This is a genomic window from Acidimicrobiia bacterium (genome assembly GCA_041394025.1).
Classification (GTDB): domain Bacteria; phylum Actinomycetota; class Acidimicrobiia; order IMCC26256; family JAOSJL01; genus JAOSJL01.
Genome location: JAWKJA010000003.1, coordinates 327,381 through 347,799, shown reverse-complemented (window position 1 = coordinate 347,799; position 20,419 = coordinate 327,381). Strand labels below are relative to the sequence as shown.

Below are 20,419 nucleotides of genomic sequence, written 5' to 3'. Positions count from 1 at the left end.
CACTGTTCCACGCTCAGAGGTAGTCGGGGCTCACGCCGTCCTGGTGGCGACCCTCGATGTCGGCCCATTCCTCGTACCCGTCGGCATCCGCACCGCCCGGGTCGGGGAAGGCCATCTGGAGGTCGGGCCGGCGTCGCCAGAGTGCGTCGAGGTACCGGGAGACGCGACCTCCCGGCGCGGGGCTCCGCATGAAGTCGACGAAGTCGTCTCCGCTCCCTCTGTCGAACGGATCGGGAGGGGGAGTGTCGGCACCGTCGGTCTCGTGGGCGAGTAGAGCGCTACGTGCCGCGCGTCGTGCGGTGGTGTCGATCGGCGTTCCGCCGCCCGTGGCGCCATACCGGTAGGGAACGTCCCGGAACTCGTCGAAACCCGCGTCGAGGAGGCGCCTCCCGTAGTCGTCGCACAACCGGGCCAGCGTCGGGTGGTCGCGCAGTGTGGTGCGCGTCTGGTAGCGGCTCAGCTCGTCGGGCCGATCGGGGGAGTAGCCGCTGAAGTGAAAGAAGCGCAGCGCATGACCGTTTACGGTGTACCCGGCTCCATCGTGGGCCACGGTGCGTTGGTCGACGTTCCAGTACGCCACATTGCACCCGGCGTCGCGAAGAATCCAGTGATCCCACAGGCCCGGAACGAAGTCGATCCACCGTTGGTCGACGAACGACTCGTCGTCGGAATCGGCGAGGCAGTGTCGCCGCAGTCGGTCCTGCCACCATGGAAGCATCGCGTGGTTCCGCCCGAGTGCGAGGAACCCGAGGTTGTAGACGCCCGCTTTCAGAATGCTGGCCTCCGACGGCAGTAGGCCATCGCGGGTGATGGGGGAGAGCAGGTGCGGAGTCAACACGATCTCCGAATCCCGCGCCCGGTGGTCGATGTCCCCGAGGGGAGCGAAGACCTGGATGTCGGCGTCGAAGTACGTGACGGGTTGGTCGGAGCCGTCCAGCAGGCGTTCGAGGAGGAACGGCTTGAGCGCCGTCGAGAACTCCAGTGCGTTGTAGATCATCGCCATCCGACGGAACTCCGACGGTGAGAGACGGAGATCGTCAGGTGTCCACACCTCGAACGGTTCGCCCTCGATCTCACCGACCTCCGCATCGAAGACCAACGCAGTCAATGTTCCTGATGGATGCTTGTTGAGAAACGACGTCGCGAGAACTCGGGCGAACGGAACGTAGCTCCGGGTGACGATCGTGCACGTACGCATCTCGACACGGTAGGCGCGAGCGCGGGGTCGTAGCCTTCTGCGTGTGTACGAAGAGCGTGTCGAGCGGGTGCGGTCCCGCATGGACGAGATGGGCGTCGATTGTCTCCTGTTGTCGGTCGGTGCCGACCTCGTCTACCTCACGGGATACGACGCCCCGGACCTCGAGCGCCTCACGATGCTCGTCCTGACCGGCGATCAGGCGACGCTGGTCGTTCCCCGCCTCGAGGAGCCACGGGTGGGCCCCACGGAGATCATCGACGAGGTGCTCTCGTGGGACGAGACCGACGAGCCGCTCGATCTCGTCATCGGTCGTGCCGGGTATGCAAGGAGGGTGGCGGTCGGTGACCGGACACGCGCGTCGGTCCTGCTCGGGCTCCAGGAGCGGATGCCGGGTGTGGCGTGGAGCAGGGCGAGTGGTGTTCTGGCACCGCTGCGGGCTGTCAAGAGCAGCGAAGAGATCGATGCCCTCGCCCGTGCGGGTGCCGCCGTTGATGTTGTGGCGCTTGCGATGCGCGATCGCCCGTTCGGTGGGCGCGCCGAGCGTGAGATCCAGCGCGAGCTCGGTGACCGGATGCTCGAGGCCGGCCACGACCGGGTCGACTTCGTCATCGTGGCGTCGGGCCCGAACGGCGCCAGTCCGCACCACGAGGCCGGTGACCGCCTGATCGACGACGGCGACCTGGTCGTGTGCGACTTCGGCGGGTCACTCGGCGGCTATTCGTCCGACACGACGCGGATGTTCGCCGTCGGCGATCCGCCGGGGGAGATCGCGGAGGCGTACACCGTCCTCGCCGAGGCACAGGACGAGGCCGTGAGAGCGGCGAGGCCCGGCGTGCCGGCCCGGGACGTCGACCGGACCGCCCGGCGGATCATCGGCGACGCCGGGTGGGGTGGCAACTTCGTGCACCGTACGGGCCACGGCATCGGGATCGAGACTCATGAGGAGCCGTGGATCGTCGCGGGGAACGACACTCCGCTGGTGGCCGGAAACGTGTTCTCGGTCGAGCCGGGGATCTACGTGGGCGGGGAGTGGGGAATGCGCCTCGAAGACATCGTCGCGGTCACCGACGACGGCCCGTTGCGCCTCACCGTCTCGCCACGCGACATCGCCGTGGTGGAGTGAAGAACGGTCGGTGACGATGACGCTCGACTTCTCCACCGTTCTGCTCCAGTGGGCGGCGGGAGGCCTCGCCTTCACCTGGGTCACGACGCGGCACCGTGAGGTGAGCCTCGGTTTCGGGTGGGTCCAGCGTGCCGTGTGGGCGGCGATCGCCCTGTGTGCCGGCCTCACCGCTGTCGTGCTCGGTGACTCCGGCACCGGCGCTGTCGTCCGAACCGTCTGCTCCTTCGGGACAGTCGTTGCGGCGTTGTCGGTGCTCGCGGTGTCCGTGGCGATGCGCAAGGCCGGGGTGTCGGGAGCGCGCGCCGACAGGGAGCGCAGGCGTGAGCGGGTCGCAGCGATGCTCGATGACAGTGAATCGCCGAGCGTTTCCAACGACGAGGTCAATGCAGCCGAGGTGCTGGGCGACAAACCCGTCGGGCGGGAGTTTCCCCCTGTTCTCGATCTCGTCGCGCCGACGGTTGCCCTCATCGGCCTGTGCGGGGCCGCGTCGGCCGACGGCGGCGACTACGCGCTCACCCTGTCGCGACTCGTCGTGGGCGCCGCGTTTCTCGGAGTCATCACCGACGCCATGCTCCTCGGGCACTGGTATCTCATGCAGCCCGGTCTGGGCAGGGGCCCGATCCGGGAGCTCGTCGTGTGGAGCGGCGTGCTCTGGCCCTTCGAGGTCGTCGTGTACCTCGTTCCGACGGGCATGATCAGCGTGATCAACGGCACCATCGACGACGGGTGGGGCGGCCTCCTCGGGTGGACGTGGCTGGCGTGCGCGGCCGCCACGATCATCCTCATCGGGGTGGCCTACGCCGCGGTACGCGAGCGCTACTACTCGGCGGTCATGGCCACGACGGGGCTCCTCTACCTGGCGATCCTCACCGCGTTCGGCCAGGACCTCGTGGCGCGCGCCGTCCTCTCTCCGTAGTCGGTCTGGCGTCGCTCACCCGTCGAAGGTGAGCGGCCGGAGCACCAGGCTGTCTCTACCGTCCTCGATGGCGTACACCTCGACAGGTCCTGCACCGACCGTGGACTCGGGGAGCAGCGTCCCGAATTCCCTGCGTCCGTCTGCCGGTTCGAAGGTTGCGGAGGTCGCGACGACGACACCGTCGACGACGTAGGCCAGCTGGGGGTCGGGACCGAACTCGTCGGGTATCAGCCCCGAGATCCACACGGGCCGGACCGGTCTGCCCTCGACGGCGTCGAGGTCGTCGTCCGACGGTGGGCTGTTCCATGTGCCGGTGGTCGAAGCAGGGGGGCCAACCGTGAAGTCGGCGACCGGTCGCCCGACCATCTCGCCGTGGGCTCCGCGCGCAAAGGGTCGCGCTCGCGGGTCCATGGTTTCCACGAAGCGTCCGCGCGCGCGCTGGAGCAGTTCGGACAGCCCGGCGTCGCCGTCGAGATCCTCACCGAAGGGGTAGAAGTCCTCGGGGTTCTCCTGGTACGGAACGAAGGCTTTGTCGGTGCCCGTCCGGGTCTCGCTCGTCAGCGGGATTCCGTCGACACTCCACGGGATGTCGATCCCGAGAACGTCGGCGATCGTCGGCACGATGTCGATGGTCAGAGCATTCTCGTCGGTCACCACGGGCTCCGTCTGCCCCGGGAGCTTCACGATCAGGGGGACCCAGGCAACCTCGGGGACGGAGAGCTCGGTGGACAGGCGTCGGGGTTCACCGGGCTTGAACGCGATGCCGTGGTCAGCTGTCACCACGATGAGCGCGTCGTCGTAGACACCCAATTCCTCGAGCCTCGACGTCACCTCGCCGACGAGTGTGTCGACGTACATCATCTGGAGATAGTGGTGCTGACGGCCAATGGCCGCCACCTCGGGATCCCCCCAGCCGCCCGTCGTCACGGGATGCTCCTCTTCGTAGGTCGAATTCGAGAGATCACCCGACGGCAGCAGAAGCCACGGGTGGTGCGGAAGGAGAGTGTGGCCAGCGGACAGGGTCCGGCCCGGCCCGATCGTGTCGACGAACGCCTCGAAGCCCTCCACCCGTTCCGCCGTCATCTCGTCGTGCGGCCTGTCCTCGAGGGTGGCGGCCAGCCCGTCGGCCTCACCGTCGGTCGTGAGGCGCTCGGTGAAGACGTCGCACGCGCTTCGAACGAGGTCGCCCAGGATCCCGATCGCTCCGTCCGTGACCGGTGGGCACACAGAACTCGGGCACACAGCGAACGCCTGGATCGAGTTGACCTCGTAGCTCGAGCCGAGCAGCGTGAAGATCGACTCGGGGTACACAGATGCGTCGGGGGCAACCTGCGCCTCGGGCGGCATCTGCCCCGTCTCCACCGCCGGTACGGCGTGTGTCGTGAGGGTGTGCACTGTTGTGGCGTTTCGGTACCAGGTGGAGTCGTCGGCGAGTGCTGCGAGCGAAGGGAAGAGATCGCGGTCGATCATCCCGTCGGCGTCCATCAACGTGAGCGTCGGGAACTCGTCGAGCACGATCAGCACGACGGGTGTCTCGGCACCGGACAGCTCGACATCCGCCAGCGCCACGTCGCTCGGCAGCACGAGGGTACTGACCGGGGACGCGAGAAGGAAGAAGAACGTGAAAGCCAGCGCGGCAGGCGAGAGGTAGGCGGTCCACGAGCGTACGGATGTGAAGCGCGTGTACGCGAGCCCGGAGCCGCCGGTGGCGGCACCGGCCAGCACGTAGCTCGGTACGAGCGGGAGGCCCATCGCGTCGAGGAAGATCTGGAGGACGAAGACACCAACGCCCAGCGAGACCATCCCGATGTGGACCCACCGTCGTGCGCGTACGTCGGCGAGGGCGACGAGGAGTTCGATCCCCCAGAGTGCAGTGGCCGGCACGAGAGCGACGACGAGGGCGAACACCACGATGATCCAGCGGCCGGCGCCCAGGTGCACGAACGTCTCGGGGCTCTTCCCGAAGACAGACAGGATCGGCTGCGTGAGGGCGAGGCTGTAGACGCCCAGGAGCTCGAGGAAGAGACGCAGCTCGACGCGCGGCTCGAATCGACGCGGCGCCCTCTCGCTCACCGTTCTCAGGCGATGAAGTACTTGGCTTCAGGGTGAGGGACGATGATGGCCGAGGTGGACTGCTCGGGCTCGAGGTGGAACTCCTCGGTGGGGTTCACCCCGATGCGGTCGATCTCCAGCAGCTCGGCCACCTTCACCTGGTCGGCGAGATCGGGACACGCCGGGTAGCCCCAGGAGTAGCGCGACCCGCGGTACTGCTGGCGGAAGAGCCCCGCGAGGCTCGGCCCGTCCTCGTCGGCGAAACCCCACTCCTCGCGGATGCGCCGGTGCCACAGCTCCGCCATGGCCTCGGTCATCTCCACCGAGAGCCCGTGTGTGAAGAGGTAGTCCTGGTACTTGTCGGCGGCGAAGAGCTCGCGCTCGAGGGCGGTCGCCTCGCTTCCCATGGTGACCACGTGGAAGGCCGCGTAGTCGGCATCGCCCGAGTCGACGGTCCGGAAGAAGTCGGAGATGCAGAGGAACCTGTCCTTGCGCTGCCGCGGGAACGTGAAGCGGAGACGCTCCGACGTGCGGTCGTCGTCGGTCCAGACGATGAGATCCTCGCCGTCGGCGTTGACCGGGAAGTAGCCCCACGCCGCTGCCGGGACGAGCCAGCCGTCCTCCTTGGCCTTCTCGACGTACTCCCGGAGCTGTGGCCGGATACGGTCCTTGAACTCGGCGTCGTTCTCACCGCTCTCGGGTCGGAACTGCCACTGGTTGCGGAAGAGCGCCGTCTCGTTGACGTAGGCGGAGATCTCGTCGAGCGACACACCCTTGGCGACACGCGATCCGAGGAACGGGGGGTCGAACACCGGGACGTCGGTGGCGACGTCGGAGCGGGTGCCGGGAGGAGGAGCCTCGGGCTCCTCGCGCTGCGACTTGCGCGCGGGGAGCTCGCGTCCACCGGGTGCCACACCGAAGTCCGGGTCGAGTTCACCTGTCTTCTTGCCCTCGACGAGCGCGTCCATGGTGCGCAGGCCCTCGAAGGCGTCCTTGCCGTAGAAGAGTCGGCCCTTGTAGACCTCGCGCAGGTCGCGTTCGACGTAGTTTCGGGTGAGGGCAGCGCCGCCGAGAAGCACCGGCACGCTCTCGAGCCCACGGTCGTTCAGTTCCTCGAGGTTGTCGCGCATGATGAGCGTGCTCTTCACGAGTAGGCCGCTCATCCCGACAGCGTCGGCGTCGACCTCCTGCACCTTCTCCACGAAGTCGGGGATCGGCACCTTGATGCCGAGGTTGTAGACCTCGTAGCCGTTGTTCGTGAGGATGATGTCGACGAGGTTCTTCCCGATGTCGTGGACGTCGCCCTTGACCGTGCCGAGCACGATGCGGCCCTTGCCTCCGGAGTCGGCCTTCTCCATGTGTGGCTCGAGGTGCGCGACGGCGGCCTTCATCGTCTCGGCGCTCTGGAGCACGAACGGGAGCTGCATCTCGCCGCTGCCGAACAGCTCACCGACGGTCTTCATGCCTTCGAGGAGCACGTCGTTGATGATCGACAGAGCGGGCCGGTCGGCCAGCGCCTCGTCGAGGTCGTCGGTGAGCCCGTCGGCGTCGCCGTCGACGATCCGGGCCTCGAGACGCTTTTCGACGGGCCAGTCGGAGCGGTCCTCCTGCTCGATGGCGCCGGCCTCGACGTCCTCGAAGAGCGCGAGCAGCTCGATGAGAGGGTCGTAGTCGTCGGTGCGCCGGTCGTAGACGAGGTCGAGCGCCACCTCGCGGGCCCGTTCGTCGATCTTGTGCATCGGCAGGATCCGTGCCGCATGCACGATGGCGGCGTCGAGGCCCGCCTCCGTGCACTCGTGGAGGAAGACGCTGTTGAGGACGTGGCGTGCGGCGGGCTTGAGCCCGAAGCTCACGTTCGACACGCCGAGGATCGTGGAGACGCCCGGCAGCTCCGCCTTGATGCGCCGGATCGCCTCGATGGTCTCGATGCCGTCCTTTCGGAGGTCCTCCTGGCCGGAGCCGAGTGGGAAGGTGAGGGCGTCGAAGACCAGGTCGGTCGGGTCGATCCCGTACCTCTCGGTGGCGAGCTCGTGGATCCGCTTGGCGACGCGTACCTTCCAGTCGGCCGTGCGGGCCTGACCCTCCTCGTCGATCGTGAGGCACACGACGGCGGTGCCGTACTCACGCGCGAGACGGAGCACGCGGTCGCAGCGCGAGCCCTCGCCGTCGCCGTCCTCCAGGTTGGCCGAGTTGAGCAGTGACTTCCCACCGAGGTGCTGGAGCCCCGCTTCGAGGACGTCGGGCTCGGTGGAGTCGAGAACCAGGGGGATGGACGCCTGGGTCGCGAAACGTGCGGCGATCTCGTCCATGTCGGCGGTGCCGTCGCGCCCGACGTAGTCGACGCAGAGGTCGAGGACGTGTGCACCCTCCTTGACCTGGTCACGAGCCATGAGCACACACGTGTCGATGTCGCCCTCGAGCATCGCCTCGCGGAACTTCTTCGAGCCGTTGGCGTTGGTGCGCTCACCGACGACGAGGAACGACAGGTCCTGCTGGAACGGGACGTGGCTGTAGAGCGACGAGCAGCCCGGTTCGACGTCGGGCTCGCGTTGCGTCGGTACCCGCGTACCGATCGTCTCCACGACACGGCGCAGGTGCTCGGGGGTCGTTCCGCAGCAGCCACCCACGATGTTGACGCCGAACTCGTCGACGAAGCGCTCCTGCGCCTCGGCGAGACCGTCGGGTGTGAGGTCGTAGTGCGTGCGCCCGTCGACGACCGAGGGCAGGCCCGCGTTGGGCAGGCACGACAGGTACGTGGTGGCGTGCTGGGAGAGGTGACGGAGGTGCTCGGTCATCTCCTCGGGGCCCGTGGCGCAGTTGAGGCCGATCACGTCGGGTCGCAGGGCCTCGAGGGAGGTGAGCGCCGCCCCGATCTCGGAGCCGACGAGCATCCGCCCGGTCGTCTCCACCGTGACCTGCACCATCAGCGGGACCTCACGGCCCGCGGAGCCCATCGCCCGGCGCGCGGCGATGACGGCCGCCTTGGCCTGGAGGAGGTCGTAGACGGTCTCGATGAGCACGACGTCGACACCGCCGGCGAGGAGACCCTCGATCTGGACCTGGTAGCCGTCGCGCAGCTCGGGGAACCCGATGGCCCCGAGTGACGGCAGCTTCGTGCCCGGCCCGACGGAGCCCACGACCCAGCGCGGACGGTCGGGGGTGGCGAAGTCGGAGGCGACGTCGACGGCGAGGCGGGCGGCGGTCTCGGAGAGCTCGAAGGCGCGCTCGGCGACGCCGTACTCGGCGAGGACGTTCGGGAAGGAGCCGAAGGTGTCGGTCTCGACGGCGTCGCAGCCGACCTCGAGGAACGAGGCATGGAGATCGCGGATCACGTCGGGGCGGGTGTCGACGAGGATCTCGTTGCAGCCCTCGAGGTTCTCGCCGCCGAAGTCGTCGGGGCCGAGGTCGCGGTCCTGGATGTTGGTGCCCGCAGCACCGTCGAACACGAGGACGCGCTCACGCAGCGCGTCGAGAAACGAGGAATCCATCTGACTCAGGCTACCGGCCGGGCCTTGCCGGGCCCGACGCCAAAGGCGGAATCGCGCGAAGCGTGAAACCCGCGATTCCCGTGAAGGTCCGCTCCCGGGAGGTCGATGAATCGGGGACAGACCCCGATCCCGAGGACCTTCCCGTGCGCCGTCTCGCAGCAGCCACCGTGGCCGTGATCATGATCTCGGGCCTCGGCATCCAGACGTCGGCCGAGCCCGCCTCCGCCGGGACCGTCGACGGCTGGGCCGAAGCCGACTTCGTCCAACGCATCAACGACCTGCGCGTCGCGTGGGGCCGTGCCCCGCTCCAGCGACACACAGTCCTCATCAGGAAGGCGCGTGGCTGGTCGCAGACGATGGCGAACAACGGTCACATCTCCCATTCGAATCTGAGGAGCGGGATCACGGTGCCGTGGTCGGTGCTCGGGGAGAACGTCGGCGTCGGACCGAGCGTCGCGTCCCTGCACGATGCCCTCATCCATTCCTCGGGCCACCTCGCGAACATCCTCGATGCCCGTTTCAACTACATCGGCGTCGGTGTCGTGAAGCAGGGCGGACGCATGTGGGTGACGCAGTCGTTCATGAGGTCCAACACGCCGTCGCCCCCCAAGCCGCTCGTGGCCACGGTGGCGCCGAAGCCCAAGCCACCGCCTCCACCACCCGTCCGGGCGATCCAGGCGGCACCCGGTGGGGGCTACTACGTGCTGCACGGGAACGGCCGCGTCGAGGCGCGTGGCAGCGCCAAGCACTTCGGGCAGCCGTCCTTCGGCTTCGACATCGCGCGCGACCTCGCCGTTATGCCCGACGGCCAAGGATATGTGGTCCTCGACGGTTTTGGTGGGCTCCACCGGTACGGGAGCGCGGCGCAGGGGACGATGAAGTATCTCGCGACGTCGTACTGGCCGGGATGGGACATCGCGAACAGCATCGCCATCACCGCTGACGGCAAGGGCGTCCTCGTTCTCGACGGGTGGGGCGGCCTCCATGCCTCCGGCAACGCTCCCCGTGTGGCGGGCGCGTACTGGCGCGGGTGGGACATCGCGCGTGCTGTCGCCCTCGATGACGCCGGAGGTGTGTACCTCCTCGACGGATGGGGCGGCGTCCACACGCGCAACGGCGCGACCTTCCGGGGAGCCCCCTACACGCCCGGCAAGGGCTACGCCCGGGATCTCGAGCCGATGCCCGACGGGAGCGGCTACGCCGTTCTCGACGGCTGGGGGAGCCTCCGCACCTATGGCGCACCGCCCCCGAAGCAGTCAGTGCCGGTCATGGGCGGATGGATGGGCCTCGACCGCCACGCCGGCCGCTGGTGGGGTGTCCGCAACGACGGGACCGCGGCGTTGATCTGAGACAGGCGCTCCGTCGGCGCGTCGTAGACTCGCCCGACGATGAAGGTCTACACACGCAGAGGCGACGACGGCACCACCGGTCTGCTCCACGGTGGCCGGGTCGGCAAGGACTCGCCCGCACCGGCGGCCTACGGCGCCGTCGACGAAGCCGTGTCGGCGCTCGGCCTGGCCCGTGCCGACGCCGAGCGCGACGGCGAGCTCGACGAGCTCCTCGTCCGCCTGGAGCGGGAGCTCTTCGTCGTCGGAGCGGAGCTGGCCACCGACCCGTCGAACCGCTCGAAGCTGGAGCCGGAGACGTCACTCGTGACCGAGGAGATGGTGTCCGCGCTCGAACCCCTCATCGACGATCTCACCGCCCGCTACGAGGCACCCACCGAGTTCGTGCTCCCGGGTGAGAACCGGGTGGCGGCGGCTCTCGACATGGCCCGCGCGGTCGTGCGCCGGGCCGAGCGCGAGTCGGTGGCGGCCGCGGCCGCCGGGTGGTTGGACGGTAGCCACGTCGTGGCCTACCTGAACCGCCTCGCCGACCTCGTCTACACCCTCGCCCGGTGGCAGGAGGGGGCGTTCCGCTCCGTGCGCACCGACTGACGACCCCGTAGCGTCGACACACGTCGGCACCGACCACCCCAAGGAGATCCCCTGTGCCCATCGACTTCACGACGACCACGGCCTCCCCCGAGCGGGTCGACGCCGACCTGTTGGCCGTTCCCGTCTACGCGGACCGCGAGCTCGGCCCGGGTGGTGAGGCCGTGGACGATGCGCTCGACATCGACCTGCCCACCTTCATGAAGGAGGCGGGGTTCACCGGCAAGCTGGGCCAGACCCGGTGGGTGCCCTCGGGTGACGGCATCGCCGCCGACTCGGTTGTCATCGTGGGTCTGGGATCCCCCGACGAGGTGTCAGCCGGCGTCCTCCGCCGCGCCGCTGCGGCTGTGGCACGCAAGGCCAGGAAGGCCGGGAGCGTCGCGACGACGCTGGTCTCGGCGGGCAACGACGTCACGGCCGACGCACGTGCCGTCGCGGAGGGACTCATCCTCGGGTCGTACCAGTTCCTCACCTACAAGGGGGACGGGGAGGACTCCGAGCTCACCGAGGTGATCTCCATCGGACCCGGCGGCAAGCGCGTGCTCGCCGCGTTCGACCGGGGCGGTGTCGTGGCCGACGCCACCTGCTGGGCACGCGACATGGTCAACGAGCCGGCGGGCAGCCTCGGACCCAGGGAGTTCGTGGCCGCGGCCAGGAAGCAGTTGGCGGGCGCCGGCGTCCGGGTCACCGTGCTCGAGGAGGCCCAGATCAGGAAACAGAAGCTGGGGGGCCTGCTCGGTGTGAACGCGGGGTCCGACGAGCCACCGCGGTTCCTGAAGGTCTCCTACAGCCCGACGAGCCCACGCGGGAGCCTCGCCTTCGTGGGCAAGGGCGTCACCTTCGACTCCGGGGGCCTCTCGCTGAAGCCCGCCAAGGCGATGGAGCAGATGAAGACCGACATGGGCGGTGCCGCGGCCGTGGTCGGCGCCATGTCGGCACTTCGCGATGCGGGTGTACGTACCAAGGTCACGGCGTACGTCCCCCTGACCGAGAACATGCCGAACGGGCGCGCGACGCGCCCCGGCGACGTGCTCACGATTCGAAACGGGAAGACCGTCGAGGTGCTCAACACGGATGCCGAGGGGCGCCTCATCCTGGCCGACGCACTGTCGCTGGCGGTCGAGGACGGGCCCGACGCCATCGTGGATCTCGCCACGCTCACGGGCGCCTGTCTCGTTGCTCTGGGCGAGAAGATCGCAGGGCTCATGGGGAACAACGACTCCCTCGTCGAGCAGGTCGAGGAGGCGGCCGGCGCAGCGGGCGAGCCCGTGTGGCACCTCCCCCTCCCGGAGGACTACCGCTCGCAACTCGACTCCGAGATCGCCGACGTCCAGAACATCGGTGGGCAGTGGGCGGGATCGCTCACCGCCGGTCTGTTCCTCGAGGAGTTCGTCGACGATGTGCCGTGGGCGCACCTCGACATCGCCGGCCCGGCCCGGGCCGACAAGGACGACGGGGAACTCACGCGGGGTGGTACGGGCTACGGCGTCCGGACCCTGGTGGAGTTGGCGTCGTCGTTCCGGCGCCCGGTGCGCAACGGCTGAGCGCCGCGCGTACAGTGTCGGACAGCCCACGGCCGAGGGCGTTGTTCGACAAGGGGGAACCTGTGATGGGGAAGCGTTTCGGAGTCGTTGCCGTGCTGATCATCTGCATGGCGCTGATCGCGTCGGCGTGCGACAGCGGCGACGACTCGACGGGCGACGACGGCGGTGGTGACGGCGACTACCGCACCCTCGAGGTCCCCGGTGACTACGACACCATCCAGGCCGCCGTCGACGACGCGTCTGCGGGCGACCTCGTCCTCGTCGATGAGGGCGTCTACAAGGAGGCGGTGACGGTTCCCGAGGGCACCGACAACATCGTCATCCGGGGGACGGACCGCAACAAGGTGATCCTCGACGGTGAGTTCGAGAAGGAGAACGGGATCTTCGTCGTCGGAGCCAACGGTGTGGCGGTGGAGAACATGACCGCCCGCAACTACACCGCCAACGGATTCTTCTGGACCGGGGTGGAGGGCTATCGCGGCTCGTATCTCACGGCCTACCGCAACGGTGACTACGGCATCTACGCCTTCGACTCCGTCACCGGCCAGTTCGACAACTCACTCGGCTCGGGAAGCCCCGACGCCGGGTTCTACATCGGGCAGTGCTACCCCTGCGACGCCGTGCTCGACAACGTCATCGGCGAGTTCAACGGCCTCGGCTACTCGGGAACCGATGCCGGCGGCAACCTCATCATCGCCAACTCCACCTTCCGCAACAACCGCGCCGGCATCGTCCCGAACACCGGCGCCTACGAGCTGTGCTATCCGCAGCGTGACATGACCATTGTCGGCAACAGGGTCTACGACAACAACTACGGCGAGGGACCGGCGGTCGGCCTGACCCAGGATGTCGACGTCGTGGGGTCGGGTGTACTCGTCGGCGGTGGGATCGGCAACAACATCGAGCGGAACCAGATCTACGACAACGACCTCGCTGGCGTGCTGCTCACGAACTTCCCCGAGTCGGGCGCTGCCGACGACGTGCCCGGTCCCGAGGACCGCACCACGCCGTGCTCGGAGTACCGGGAGCGCCCTCTTCCAGACCCGAGTGAGATCCCCGAGGTCGTGATCTGGCCCACCGCGGAGAACACGATCGTCGGCAATGAGGTGAGTGGTTCGGAGTACGACCTCGCCATCGCCCTCCTCGACGAGGCCTACGACAACGGCAACTGCTTCGCCGACAATGTGTTCACGACGAGCGGGCCCGCCAACATCGAGCAGTTCCTCCCCTGCGAGGGCGAGGGCACCGGGAGCAAGGACGACAGCCCGTTCCCGATCCTGCAGCTGGCCGAGGCCGGTCCGCCGGCGGGCGACTACAAGACGACGCCGGAACCCGACGACCAGGAGAACATGCCCGACGCGTCGTCGGCCCCACCCGTTCCGGCCACACCCGACAACGTGCCGATGCAGATCGACGTCGACTCGATCACGCTTCCCTCGAAGGAGTCCTGATGCGAAATCGCTGGACGGCAGCGGCCGCGTTCGTGGCGGCGGCTGCGCTCGCGCTGGGCGCATGCGGAGGTGGTGACGACTCCTCCGACGACGGCGGGGGAGGCGACAACGGCCCCGTCAACACGGAGGGAGCCGTCGACGAGACCGGCTCGACCGAGGTGGCCGTGGCCGCCCGCGACAACGTGTTCGAGCCCGAGACGGTCACGGTCGACGCCGGTACGACGGTCACGTGGACGAACGACGGGCGCAACGACCACAACATCCTCGACGCCTCCGATGCCTACAGTGACGCGACGGCCACTCCGTTCGAGGTGGAGGCGGTGGCGTTCACGCCCGGCGACGAGTACAGCGCCACGCTCGACGAGCCCGGTACCTACGCCTACTACTGCTCGCTGCACGGCACCCCGACCGGCGGCATGATCGGCACCATCGTCGTCGAGTAGCCCCGTTTTGATGCGTCCGTAGAGCTCACTATGCGAGCCTCAGGGACGCATCAAATCGTGGTGGCGGCGCTCGTGGCTGTGGTGCTCGCTGCGTGCGGCGGTTCCGATGAGTCCCGGGGCTCGGATGCGGCCGACGACCTGCAACCGGTCCCGACGGCGGGCGCCGTCGACGACACCGGCGTGTCCGACGTCGGGGTCATCACGACCGGAAACACGTTCCGTGACCCCACGATCCGCGTCGACGCCGGCACGACGGTGACGTGGACCAACGGGAGCGCCGCGCGCCACGACATCCTCGACGCCTCCGAGGGCTGGAGCAACGCCACGCCGGCCCCCGACGACTTCGGGGTCGACGCCGACACGTTCGACGCCACCGGCGAGTACAGCTTCACGTTCGACGACCCGGGGATCTACGCCTACTACTGCTCGATCCACGGAGGACCCACCGTCGGGATGACCGGCACCGTCATCGTCGAGTAGCTCTCCGTTTTGATGCGTCCGTAGAGCGCACTATGCGAGCCTCAGGGACGCATCAAAATCAGTCAGGCGTCGGGGAGCACCGCGTGGGGGAGGCAGAACTGGTCGTACTCGGCGATCTGGATCGGAGGAGCGTCCTCGCCGCAGGCCGGGCACTGCGGGTCGCGCCGGACCTTGAACGTCCGGAAGCTCTCGTCGAGGGTGTCGATCGCCAGCAGTCGGCCGTCGAGGGTGTCACCGAGGTCGAGGAGCACCTTGATGGCCTCGAGCGCCTGGATGGAGCCGACGATGCCGGGCAGCACGCCGAGCACACCGGCCTCCGAGCAGCTCGGCGCCAGCTCCGGCGGGGGCGGCTCGGGCAGCAGGCACCGGTAGCAGGGTCCGTCGTAGGGCTTGAAGACGGTGACCTGCCCCTCGAAGCGGAAGATCGAGCCGTGAACGACCGGAATCCTCTTGAGCAATGACGCGTCGTTCAGCAGGTACCGCACGGGGAAGTTGTCGGCACCGTCGACGATCACGTCGTAGCCGTCGATGATGTCGAGCACGTTGTCGGCACCGAGACGCACGTCGTGCGCCACGACGTTCACATCCGGGTTGAGCTCGGTGAGCGTCTTCTTCGCCGAGTCGACCTTGCGGTCACCGATCCGGCCCATGTTGTGCAGGATCTGACGCTGGAGGTTGGAGGCGTCGACGACGTCCATGTCGACGATGCCGATCGTGCCGACCCCGGCCGCCGCGAGGTAGAGCGCGGCGGGCGACCCGAGACCGCCGGCGCCGAGCAGCAGCACTTTCGAGTCGAGGAGCTGCTGCTGACCCTCCACGCCGACCTCGGGGAGCAGCGTGTGACGCTGGTAGCGGTCGCGCTGGTCGGAGGTGAGGGTCGCGGGTGTGACCCAGTCGCGCCCTTCGTCCTTCCAGCGCCCGTAGCCACCCTCCAGGGACACGACGTCGGTGTAGCCGAGCTGCTGAAGGGTCTGGGCGGCGAAGGCGGAGCGGACCCCGCCGGCGCAGTAGACGACGAGCGGGGTGTCGCGGTCGGTGACCCTGTTCTCGACCTGGCTCTCGAGGTGTCCGCGGGGGATGTGGACGGCGCCGGGCACGATGCCCTGGTCGACCTCGTCCTGCTCGCGCACGTCGAGGAAGGTGGCGTCGCCGAGGCGCTTCTCGGCCTCGGCCGGGTCGATCTCGGTGATCTGCGACTTCGTGTCGGCGAGGAGGTCGCGGAAGCTGGCCATCGGGAATCCTTGTTGGTCTCGGGGCGTGCCGGGTACCTGGCGCCTGACCAGGAGCCCGGTCGGCGCACTCGGAGCGCCGTCGACGGGTAAAAGCCTACCTCAGAGGTCGGATATTCCCAACCTCTGCGGATCCCTGGCGACCCGGGCCCACGCGCCGACAGAGTTGATAAGACATACCCCTCAGGAACACGGCGAAGGGACCGGTGACCATGGGTGCAGCGAGCAGGCTCGTCGGGGTCGACATCGGCGGAACCGGCATCAAGGGGGCCCCGGTCGATCTGGCCGCCGGTGAGTTGGCCGAGGCGCGCAACCGGATCCCGACGCCGCACCCCGCCACCCCCGACGCCGTCGCTGCCACCGTCGCCCGGGTCGTCGGACACTTCAGTGACACCGGGCGGATCGGTTGCACGTTCCCGGCGGTGATCCAGCACGGAAGGGCGCTCACCGCCGCCAACGTCGACACGTCGTGGAAGGGGGCCGACGCCCGTGCGGTGCTGGAGGAGGCGACGGGCCGACCGGTCACCCTCCTCAATGATGCGGACGCCGCCGGGATGGCCGAGATGGAGTTCGGCGCGGGCAGGGGTCGCAAGGGTGTCGTGGCCATGGTCACGCTCGGAACCGGGATCGGTACGGCACTGTTCGTCGACGGCACGCTGGTGCCCAACACCGAGCTCGGGCACATCGAGATCAAGGGGCGTGACGCCGAGACGTGGGCGTCCGAGAAGGTCCGCGAGGACGAAGGCCTGAAGTGGAAGAAGTGGGCCAAGCGGGTGAACAAGTACCTCCGGACTCTGGAGGCGCTCATCAACCCGGAGCTCATCATCATCGGTGGCGGGGTCTCGAAGAAGTCGCAGAAGTACTTCCCCCACATCGACGTCCGCGCTGAGCTCGTAGCGGCGAAGCTCCGCAACGAGGCCGGAATCGTCGGTGCGGCTGTTGCTGCCTCCCGGGAGGAGTGACCCCAAACGCCCTCAGGGTGTGACGGATCGCTCGGTCACGTCGACGACTTCGCACGTCGGTTGGGGGACGACCCCCACATTCGGGTCGAGACTCGGTGCCTCGTCGACCAGGACACCGCTGCTGGCTCTCCAGTCTGCGGTTTCGCCAGGCGCCACGTCGTCGACCGGTGCCGTAGGAAACGCACGGCCCCCGTCAGGGTCACCGACCTCGATCTCGATCTCGAAGCTGCGGGTGTCGTCACCGGTGTTGGTGAGCGTTCCCTCCACATGCGTGTAGCCGTCGTCGCCCGGGGCGCACTCGACCGTATACAGGACGTCTGAGGCCATCGGAGTGCGGGATTGCGACGCGTCGAGTTCCTGCGCCGACTCGTCGAGCGCCGTGAACACGTTCTCGCCGGCCTCGTCCCAGAACGAATCCCACATCCAGAAGAAGAGCACCGCACTCGCCACGCCGGTGACGATGGCGACTCCACCGAGGATCGACCCCACGAGCGCCGGTGTCCGGCCAGGCAGCGTCGGGTCCTCCGCGGCCTTGCGGTAGCCGACAACGCCGAGTCCGATCGCGACCGGGCCGAGGAGGATGCCGACGTACCCCAGCAGGATCCCGATGATCCCCACGACGAGCGCCGCGGTGGCGACGCCGTTCTTGGGAGGCGGCGGGCCCGGCGCCGGCACTGGCTGGCGCGACTCGGGCGGATACCAGAGCATGTCGCTCGCCTGCCACCAGCCCACTGCGCTTGGTGGCGGCTGTGGTCGGCCCTGGATCGTGGGTCCCTGATTCGCCATGGACACCCCACGGTGCGCGTCACACCCAAAACAGGCATTCTACCTGTGTCGCCGGATGGGGGCCAGGGCGATCGATGCGTGAGACTGCTGCGGTGACGGCTCCACTCCTCGCCACGCTGAAGCGCTTCGGCGCGTTCATGCTGATCGGACTTCCGGCCTTCGTACTGGCGATCGGGCTCAACATCGTGCTGGTGGAGTGGACGCCGGTACCGACGTGGCTCGCCTACGCCCTGGTGCTGTGGGTGCAGGTGACGATCAACTTCTTCCTGGCGCGACGTTTCGTCTTCGAGGCGTCGACTCTCCACGCGTCGCTGCGGGCCGGTAAGAGCGTTCCTCGCGGGGTGTCCGGTCGTCCGGGCTCTCGACTGGCTGGCGTACGTGATCATGGTGGCAGCGGTGTTCTTCGTGGCCGCCCAGTTGATCAACGTCGTGGCGTTCTCGGTCGTGCGCTTCGTTTTCGCCCGGCGGGTCATCGAGAAGTCCGGCGACGCGAGAAGGCAGCCGGACTGACGGCTCAGAGCGACTCGATGATGCGCCAGGAGGATGTCGCCGAGCGGATCGGCACACGACGGTGGCCACTCCGTCGAACGGTGTGGACTCGGCGCGCGTTGACGACGACGAGCTGGCTGCCTGTCGACGATCGAAGTCCGGCGGCGGGATAGACCGTCAGCGACGACCGGCGCAGTACGAGGTCGGCCGACCCGGCGGCGTCCTGAGAGCGCTGGAGGACCTCCGGCACGGGTTCTCGCCGAAGGAGATCGTGGCCGACAGGGATGCCGCCACAGCCCGGGCAGGCCGGGTCGTCGTCGCCCGCCGCGGCGCGATCGAGCGTCGGCTCCATGGGTGAAAAGCGCCGCAGCGTGCACTTCACCTCGTGGACGGTGCCGTGGACTCGCGACCGCCCCCGGCGAGTTCGGCAGCCTGGTGGAGCCGTCGACGTTCTGCGTGACGAGCGTGTGGAGCTTCCCCGGCGTTCGAGGTCGGCGAGCGCCCGGTGGCGTTGGGCTCGGCCTTCCATGCCGCTCTCGATCCGGTGCCGCCAGGCCTGGCGGCGGATGTCGGGATCGGCCATGTAGTGGGAGATGTCGGCCATCTTCTCGGCGTCGCGATTCTTCGTCCACAGCCCGTTCGGCCCACGGAAGTCGGGGATCCTGACTCGGTGAATGCCCGCACCTGTGAGAACGACGACCCGCTCCGGCTGCCCAGATCAGCGGCGATCATCCGGCGGGCTCGGAGGTGTGATGTCATGCCCCCGACGGTAGCCAAGCCGCCACGGCGAGGACGGTACGCCGCGGCGTCGGGGACGCTCACCGCGTCCAGGCGCTGTCGCCACGCATCGGCTGCCTCGGCCTCGGCCTGTGCTTCCGTGTGACGCTCGTAAGCCCACTGAGCCGCGTCGTGACAGATCGACGGGTGGAACCCCGTCGAGAAGAAGAGGAGACACGCTCCACCCGGCCGGGGTCGTCGCCCTGCTCGAGAAGCGTGAAGGCGACGTCGTGCCCGCTTGCGTGCGGAGGCGAGTGTGGCGTTGTCGTCGCCGACCTCGTTCCACTGAGCCAGCTCGGCGCGCAGGTCGGCAGAGCAGCAGGCGCTTGAGTGCCGCCGGTTCACCGGTGGGACGTTGCGACGGCGACGGTCCACGCCCGTCGTCGCGCGCGCGAGGTCGAACTGGCCCGAGACGGGGTCAGGCTGCGCACGAGCGAGGCTGGCGCCCTCCGCCTTCGGCCTGCGAAGTGGAGGCCAGCCGGATCTCGATGCCCTCGGGCGACTGGTCGAATCGCGTGGCGAGATGGCGCAGCAGCAGGAGCTCGTCGGCCCCAGCGTCGGGAGCCAGAACTTCTCGACGTAGTGCGAGCGCGGATCGTGGCCGATGACGTCGATCACCTTGTCGGGCCACGGCTGGATCGTGATGGTGGTCATGGCTGTTCCCCCTTCGGCGCAGCACGACGCCGCGCGTTGCCTGTGGCGCGGCACCCGGTGGTCCGGGCGCTCCGTGGGGGAAGTGACGGACTGCACCATGACAGACCACGACAGATTGTGTCAAGTGGCTCCAGCGGGGACGCCGCCGTTCGCGCATGACACGCTCTGCGCCATGCGCCGGGTCTCTGTTGTCGGAGTGCCGGGTTCGGGAAAGACGACCGTCGGTCGGCGGCTGGCCGGGAGTCTCGACGCGCCGTTCGTCGAGCTCGACGCGATCTTCCATCAGCCCGACTGGGGCGAACTTCCGGCTGAGGAGTTCCGACGACGGGCGCTCGAGGCGATGACCCCCGATCGCTGGGTTGTGGATGGCAACTACCCGGCCGTGCAGGATCTCGTCTGGGCCCGAGCCGACACCGTGGTTTGGCTGGACCTTCCCCGCCCGGTGGTCATGTGGAGGATCATCCGACGCACGACGCGGCGTGTGGTCACTCGCGAGCGGCTCTGGGCGGGGAACCGTGAGTCCCTCGCGGACCACCTCAGAATGGACCCGAACCGGAGCCTCATTCGCTGGGCCTGGATCAAGCACGGCGAGTACCAGGTGCAATACGGCGCGGCCATGCGTTCGCCGGAGAACGCCCACATCGAGTTCATCCGACTGCGTTCTCCAGGGAGAGGTCGGCGACTTCATCACTCGATCGGCCCGGATCTGAGAGCACCCCGAGCTGGACTTGTTTACTGACCGAAGAGGCGCGATCTCAGCGTCGCCGCCGTCTTGTTGCTGCTCGATATTCGGCTCAGCGCTCGAAGCTCGTGGGCGACACTTGACGAAGCATGCCCACCGAAGCCCACATGACGACGGATCCGGCGGAAGCCCTCGAGTGTGGGGGAGTTTC

17 protein-coding genes are annotated in these 20,419 nt (G+C 68.4%); 11 read left to right on the top strand and 6 right to left on the bottom strand.

Features of this window, described 5'->3' with window-relative positions; all coding sequences use genetic code 11:
- Positions 1-13: 13 nt before the first annotated feature.
- Positions 14-1,198, bottom strand: coding sequence for a hypothetical protein (locus tag R3A49_09030; protein MEZ5170873.1), 1,185 nt, complete (start codon positions 1,196-1,198; stop codon positions 14-16).
- 43 nt (positions 1,199-1,241) lie between these two features.
- Here R3A49_09030 and R3A49_09025 point away from each other — a divergent pair, with 43 nt between their 5' ends.
- A complete protein-coding gene (locus R3A49_09025) occupies positions 1,242-2,321 on the top strand; it encodes a Xaa-Pro peptidase family protein (GenBank protein MEZ5170872.1) in 1,080 nt (359 codons plus the stop codon).
- Positions 2,322-2,337: 16 nt separating this feature from the next.
- The gene (locus tag R3A49_09020) at positions 2,338-3,237 is read left to right on the top strand and encodes a hypothetical protein (protein ID MEZ5170871.1); all 900 of its coding nucleotides are present in this window, start codon (positions 2,338-2,340) and stop codon (positions 3,235-3,237) included.
- A gap of 15 nt (positions 3,238-3,252) precedes the next feature.
- Here R3A49_09020 and R3A49_09015 read toward each other — a convergent pair whose 3' ends face one another.
- Together R3A49_09015 and metH are read right to left on the bottom strand one after the other, a co-directional pair.
- On the bottom strand, positions 3,253-5,310 hold the full coding sequence (locus R3A49_09015; GenBank protein ID MEZ5170870.1) for a sulfatase-like hydrolase/transferase: 2,058 nt from the start codon (positions 5,308-5,310) through the stop codon (positions 3,253-3,255).
- Positions 5,311-5,315: 5 nt separating this feature from the next.
- Positions 5,316-8,777, bottom strand: coding sequence for a methionine synthase (metH, locus tag R3A49_09010; GenBank protein MEZ5170869.1), 3,462 nt, complete (start codon positions 8,775-8,777; stop codon positions 5,316-5,318).
- 62 nt (positions 8,778-8,839) lie between these two features.
- Between metH and R3A49_09005 the strand changes: the two genes are divergently transcribed.
- From R3A49_09005 to R3A49_08980, 6 genes are all read left to right on the top strand, one after another.
- Positions 8,840-10,126 carry a CAP domain-containing protein gene (locus tag R3A49_09005; GenBank protein ID MEZ5170868.1) on the top strand — a complete coding sequence of 429 codons (1,287 nt, stop codon included), beginning with the start codon at positions 8,840-8,842 and terminating at the stop codon, positions 10,124-10,126.
- 39 nt (positions 10,127-10,165) lie between these two features.
- Positions 10,166-10,714: a cob(I)yrinic acid a,c-diamide adenosyltransferase gene (locus R3A49_09000; protein ID MEZ5170867.1), complete on the top strand. Its 549-nt coding sequence runs from the start codon at positions 10,166-10,168 to the stop codon at positions 10,712-10,714.
- A gap of 53 nt (positions 10,715-10,767) precedes the next feature.
- Entirely contained in the window at positions 10,768-12,255 is a 1,488-nt protein-coding gene (locus R3A49_08995; GenBank protein MEZ5170866.1) for a leucyl aminopeptidase, read from the top strand.
- Positions 12,256-12,320: 65 nt separating this feature from the next.
- Positions 12,321-13,706: a right-handed parallel beta-helix repeat-containing protein gene (locus tag R3A49_08990; protein ID MEZ5170865.1), complete on the top strand. Its 1,386-nt coding sequence runs from the start codon at positions 12,321-12,323 to the stop codon at positions 13,704-13,706.
- Positions 13,706-14,149, top strand: a complete 444-nt coding sequence (locus tag R3A49_08985; protein MEZ5170864.1) for a plastocyanin/azurin family copper-binding protein — start codon at positions 13,706-13,708, stop codon at positions 14,147-14,149. Before R3A49_08990 ends, R3A49_08985 begins: the two co-directional genes overlap by 1 nt.
- Positions 14,150-14,179: 30 nt before the next feature.
- Positions 14,180-14,629: a plastocyanin/azurin family copper-binding protein gene (locus tag R3A49_08980; protein ID MEZ5170863.1), complete on the top strand. Its 450-nt coding sequence runs from the start codon at positions 14,180-14,182 to the stop codon at positions 14,627-14,629.
- 62 nt (positions 14,630-14,691) lie between these two features.
- Here R3A49_08980 and moeB read toward each other — a convergent pair whose 3' ends face one another.
- Positions 14,692-15,861 (bottom strand): molybdopterin-synthase adenylyltransferase MoeB, encoded by a 1,170-nt coding sequence (gene moeB / locus R3A49_08975; GenBank protein ID MEZ5170862.1) that lies wholly within the window; start codon positions 15,859-15,861, stop codon positions 14,692-14,694.
- 209 nt (positions 15,862-16,070) lie between these two features.
- Here moeB and R3A49_08970 point away from each other — a divergent pair, with 209 nt between their 5' ends.
- Positions 16,071-16,820, top strand: coding sequence for an ROK family protein (locus R3A49_08970; protein MEZ5170861.1), 750 nt, complete (start codon positions 16,071-16,073; stop codon positions 16,818-16,820).
- Positions 16,821-16,832: 12 nt separating this feature from the next.
- On the opposite strand, the gene R3A49_08965 is transcribed toward R3A49_08970, so the two are convergent.
- Positions 16,833-17,528: an FxLYD domain-containing protein gene (locus tag R3A49_08965; GenBank protein ID MEZ5170860.1), complete on the bottom strand. Its 696-nt coding sequence runs from the start codon at positions 17,526-17,528 to the stop codon at positions 16,833-16,835.
- 462 nt (positions 17,529-17,990) lie between these two features.
- On the opposite strand from R3A49_08965, the gene R3A49_08960 reads away from it, so the two are divergent.
- Positions 17,991-18,116: a hypothetical protein gene (locus R3A49_08960; protein ID MEZ5170859.1), complete on the top strand. Its 126-nt coding sequence runs from the start codon at positions 17,991-17,993 to the stop codon at positions 18,114-18,116.
- 4 nt (positions 18,117-18,120) lie between these two features.
- Here R3A49_08960 and R3A49_08955 read toward each other — a convergent pair whose 3' ends face one another.
- Positions 18,121-18,729: a hypothetical protein gene (locus R3A49_08955; GenBank protein ID MEZ5170858.1), complete on the bottom strand. Its 609-nt coding sequence runs from the start codon at positions 18,727-18,729 to the stop codon at positions 18,121-18,123.
- A gap of 747 nt (positions 18,730-19,476) precedes the next feature.
- Here R3A49_08955 and R3A49_08950 point away from each other — a divergent pair.
- Positions 19,477-20,265 (top strand): shikimate kinase, encoded by a 789-nt coding sequence (locus R3A49_08950; protein ID MEZ5170857.1) that lies wholly within the window; start codon positions 19,477-19,479, stop codon positions 20,263-20,265.
- Positions 20,266-20,419 lie beyond the last annotated feature (154 nt).

Coding starts and splice junctions, on each gene's coding strand:
- R3A49_09020 (MEZ5170871.1), top strand. CDS start 2,338: ATGACGCTCGACTTCTCCACCGTTCTGCTCCAGTGGGCGGCGGGAGGC.
- R3A49_08980 (MEZ5170863.1), top strand. CDS start 14,180: ATGCGAGCCTCAGGGACGCATCAAATCGTGGTGGCGGCGCTCGTGGCT.
- metH (MEZ5170869.1), bottom strand. CDS start 8,777: ATGGATTCCTCGTTTCTCGACGCGCTGCGTGAGCGCGTCCTCGTGTTC.
- moeB (MEZ5170862.1), bottom strand. CDS start 15,861: ATGGCCAGCTTCCGCGACCTCCTCGCCGACACGAAGTCGCAGATCACC.
- R3A49_09000 (MEZ5170867.1), top strand. CDS start 10,166: ATGAAGGTCTACACACGCAGAGGCGACGACGGCACCACCGGTCTGCTC.
- R3A49_08970 (MEZ5170861.1), top strand. CDS start 16,071: ATGGGTGCAGCGAGCAGGCTCGTCGGGGTCGACATCGGCGGAACCGGC.
- R3A49_08985 (MEZ5170864.1), top strand. CDS start 13,706: ATGCGAAATCGCTGGACGGCAGCGGCCGCGTTCGTGGCGGCGGCTGCG.
- R3A49_09030 (MEZ5170873.1), bottom strand. CDS start 1,198: ATGCGTACGTGCACGATCGTCACCCGGAGCTACGTTCCGTTCGCCCGA.
- R3A49_08960 (MEZ5170859.1), top strand. CDS start 17,991: ATGGTGGCAGCGGTGTTCTTCGTGGCCGCCCAGTTGATCAACGTCGTG.
- R3A49_08950 (MEZ5170857.1), top strand. CDS start 19,477: ATGACGTCGATCACCTTGTCGGGCCACGGCTGGATCGTGATGGTGGTC.
- R3A49_08990 (MEZ5170865.1), top strand. CDS start 12,321: ATGGGGAAGCGTTTCGGAGTCGTTGCCGTGCTGATCATCTGCATGGCG.
- R3A49_08965 (MEZ5170860.1), bottom strand. CDS start 17,528: ATGCTCTGGTATCCGCCCGAGTCGCGCCAGCCAGTGCCGGCGCCGGGC.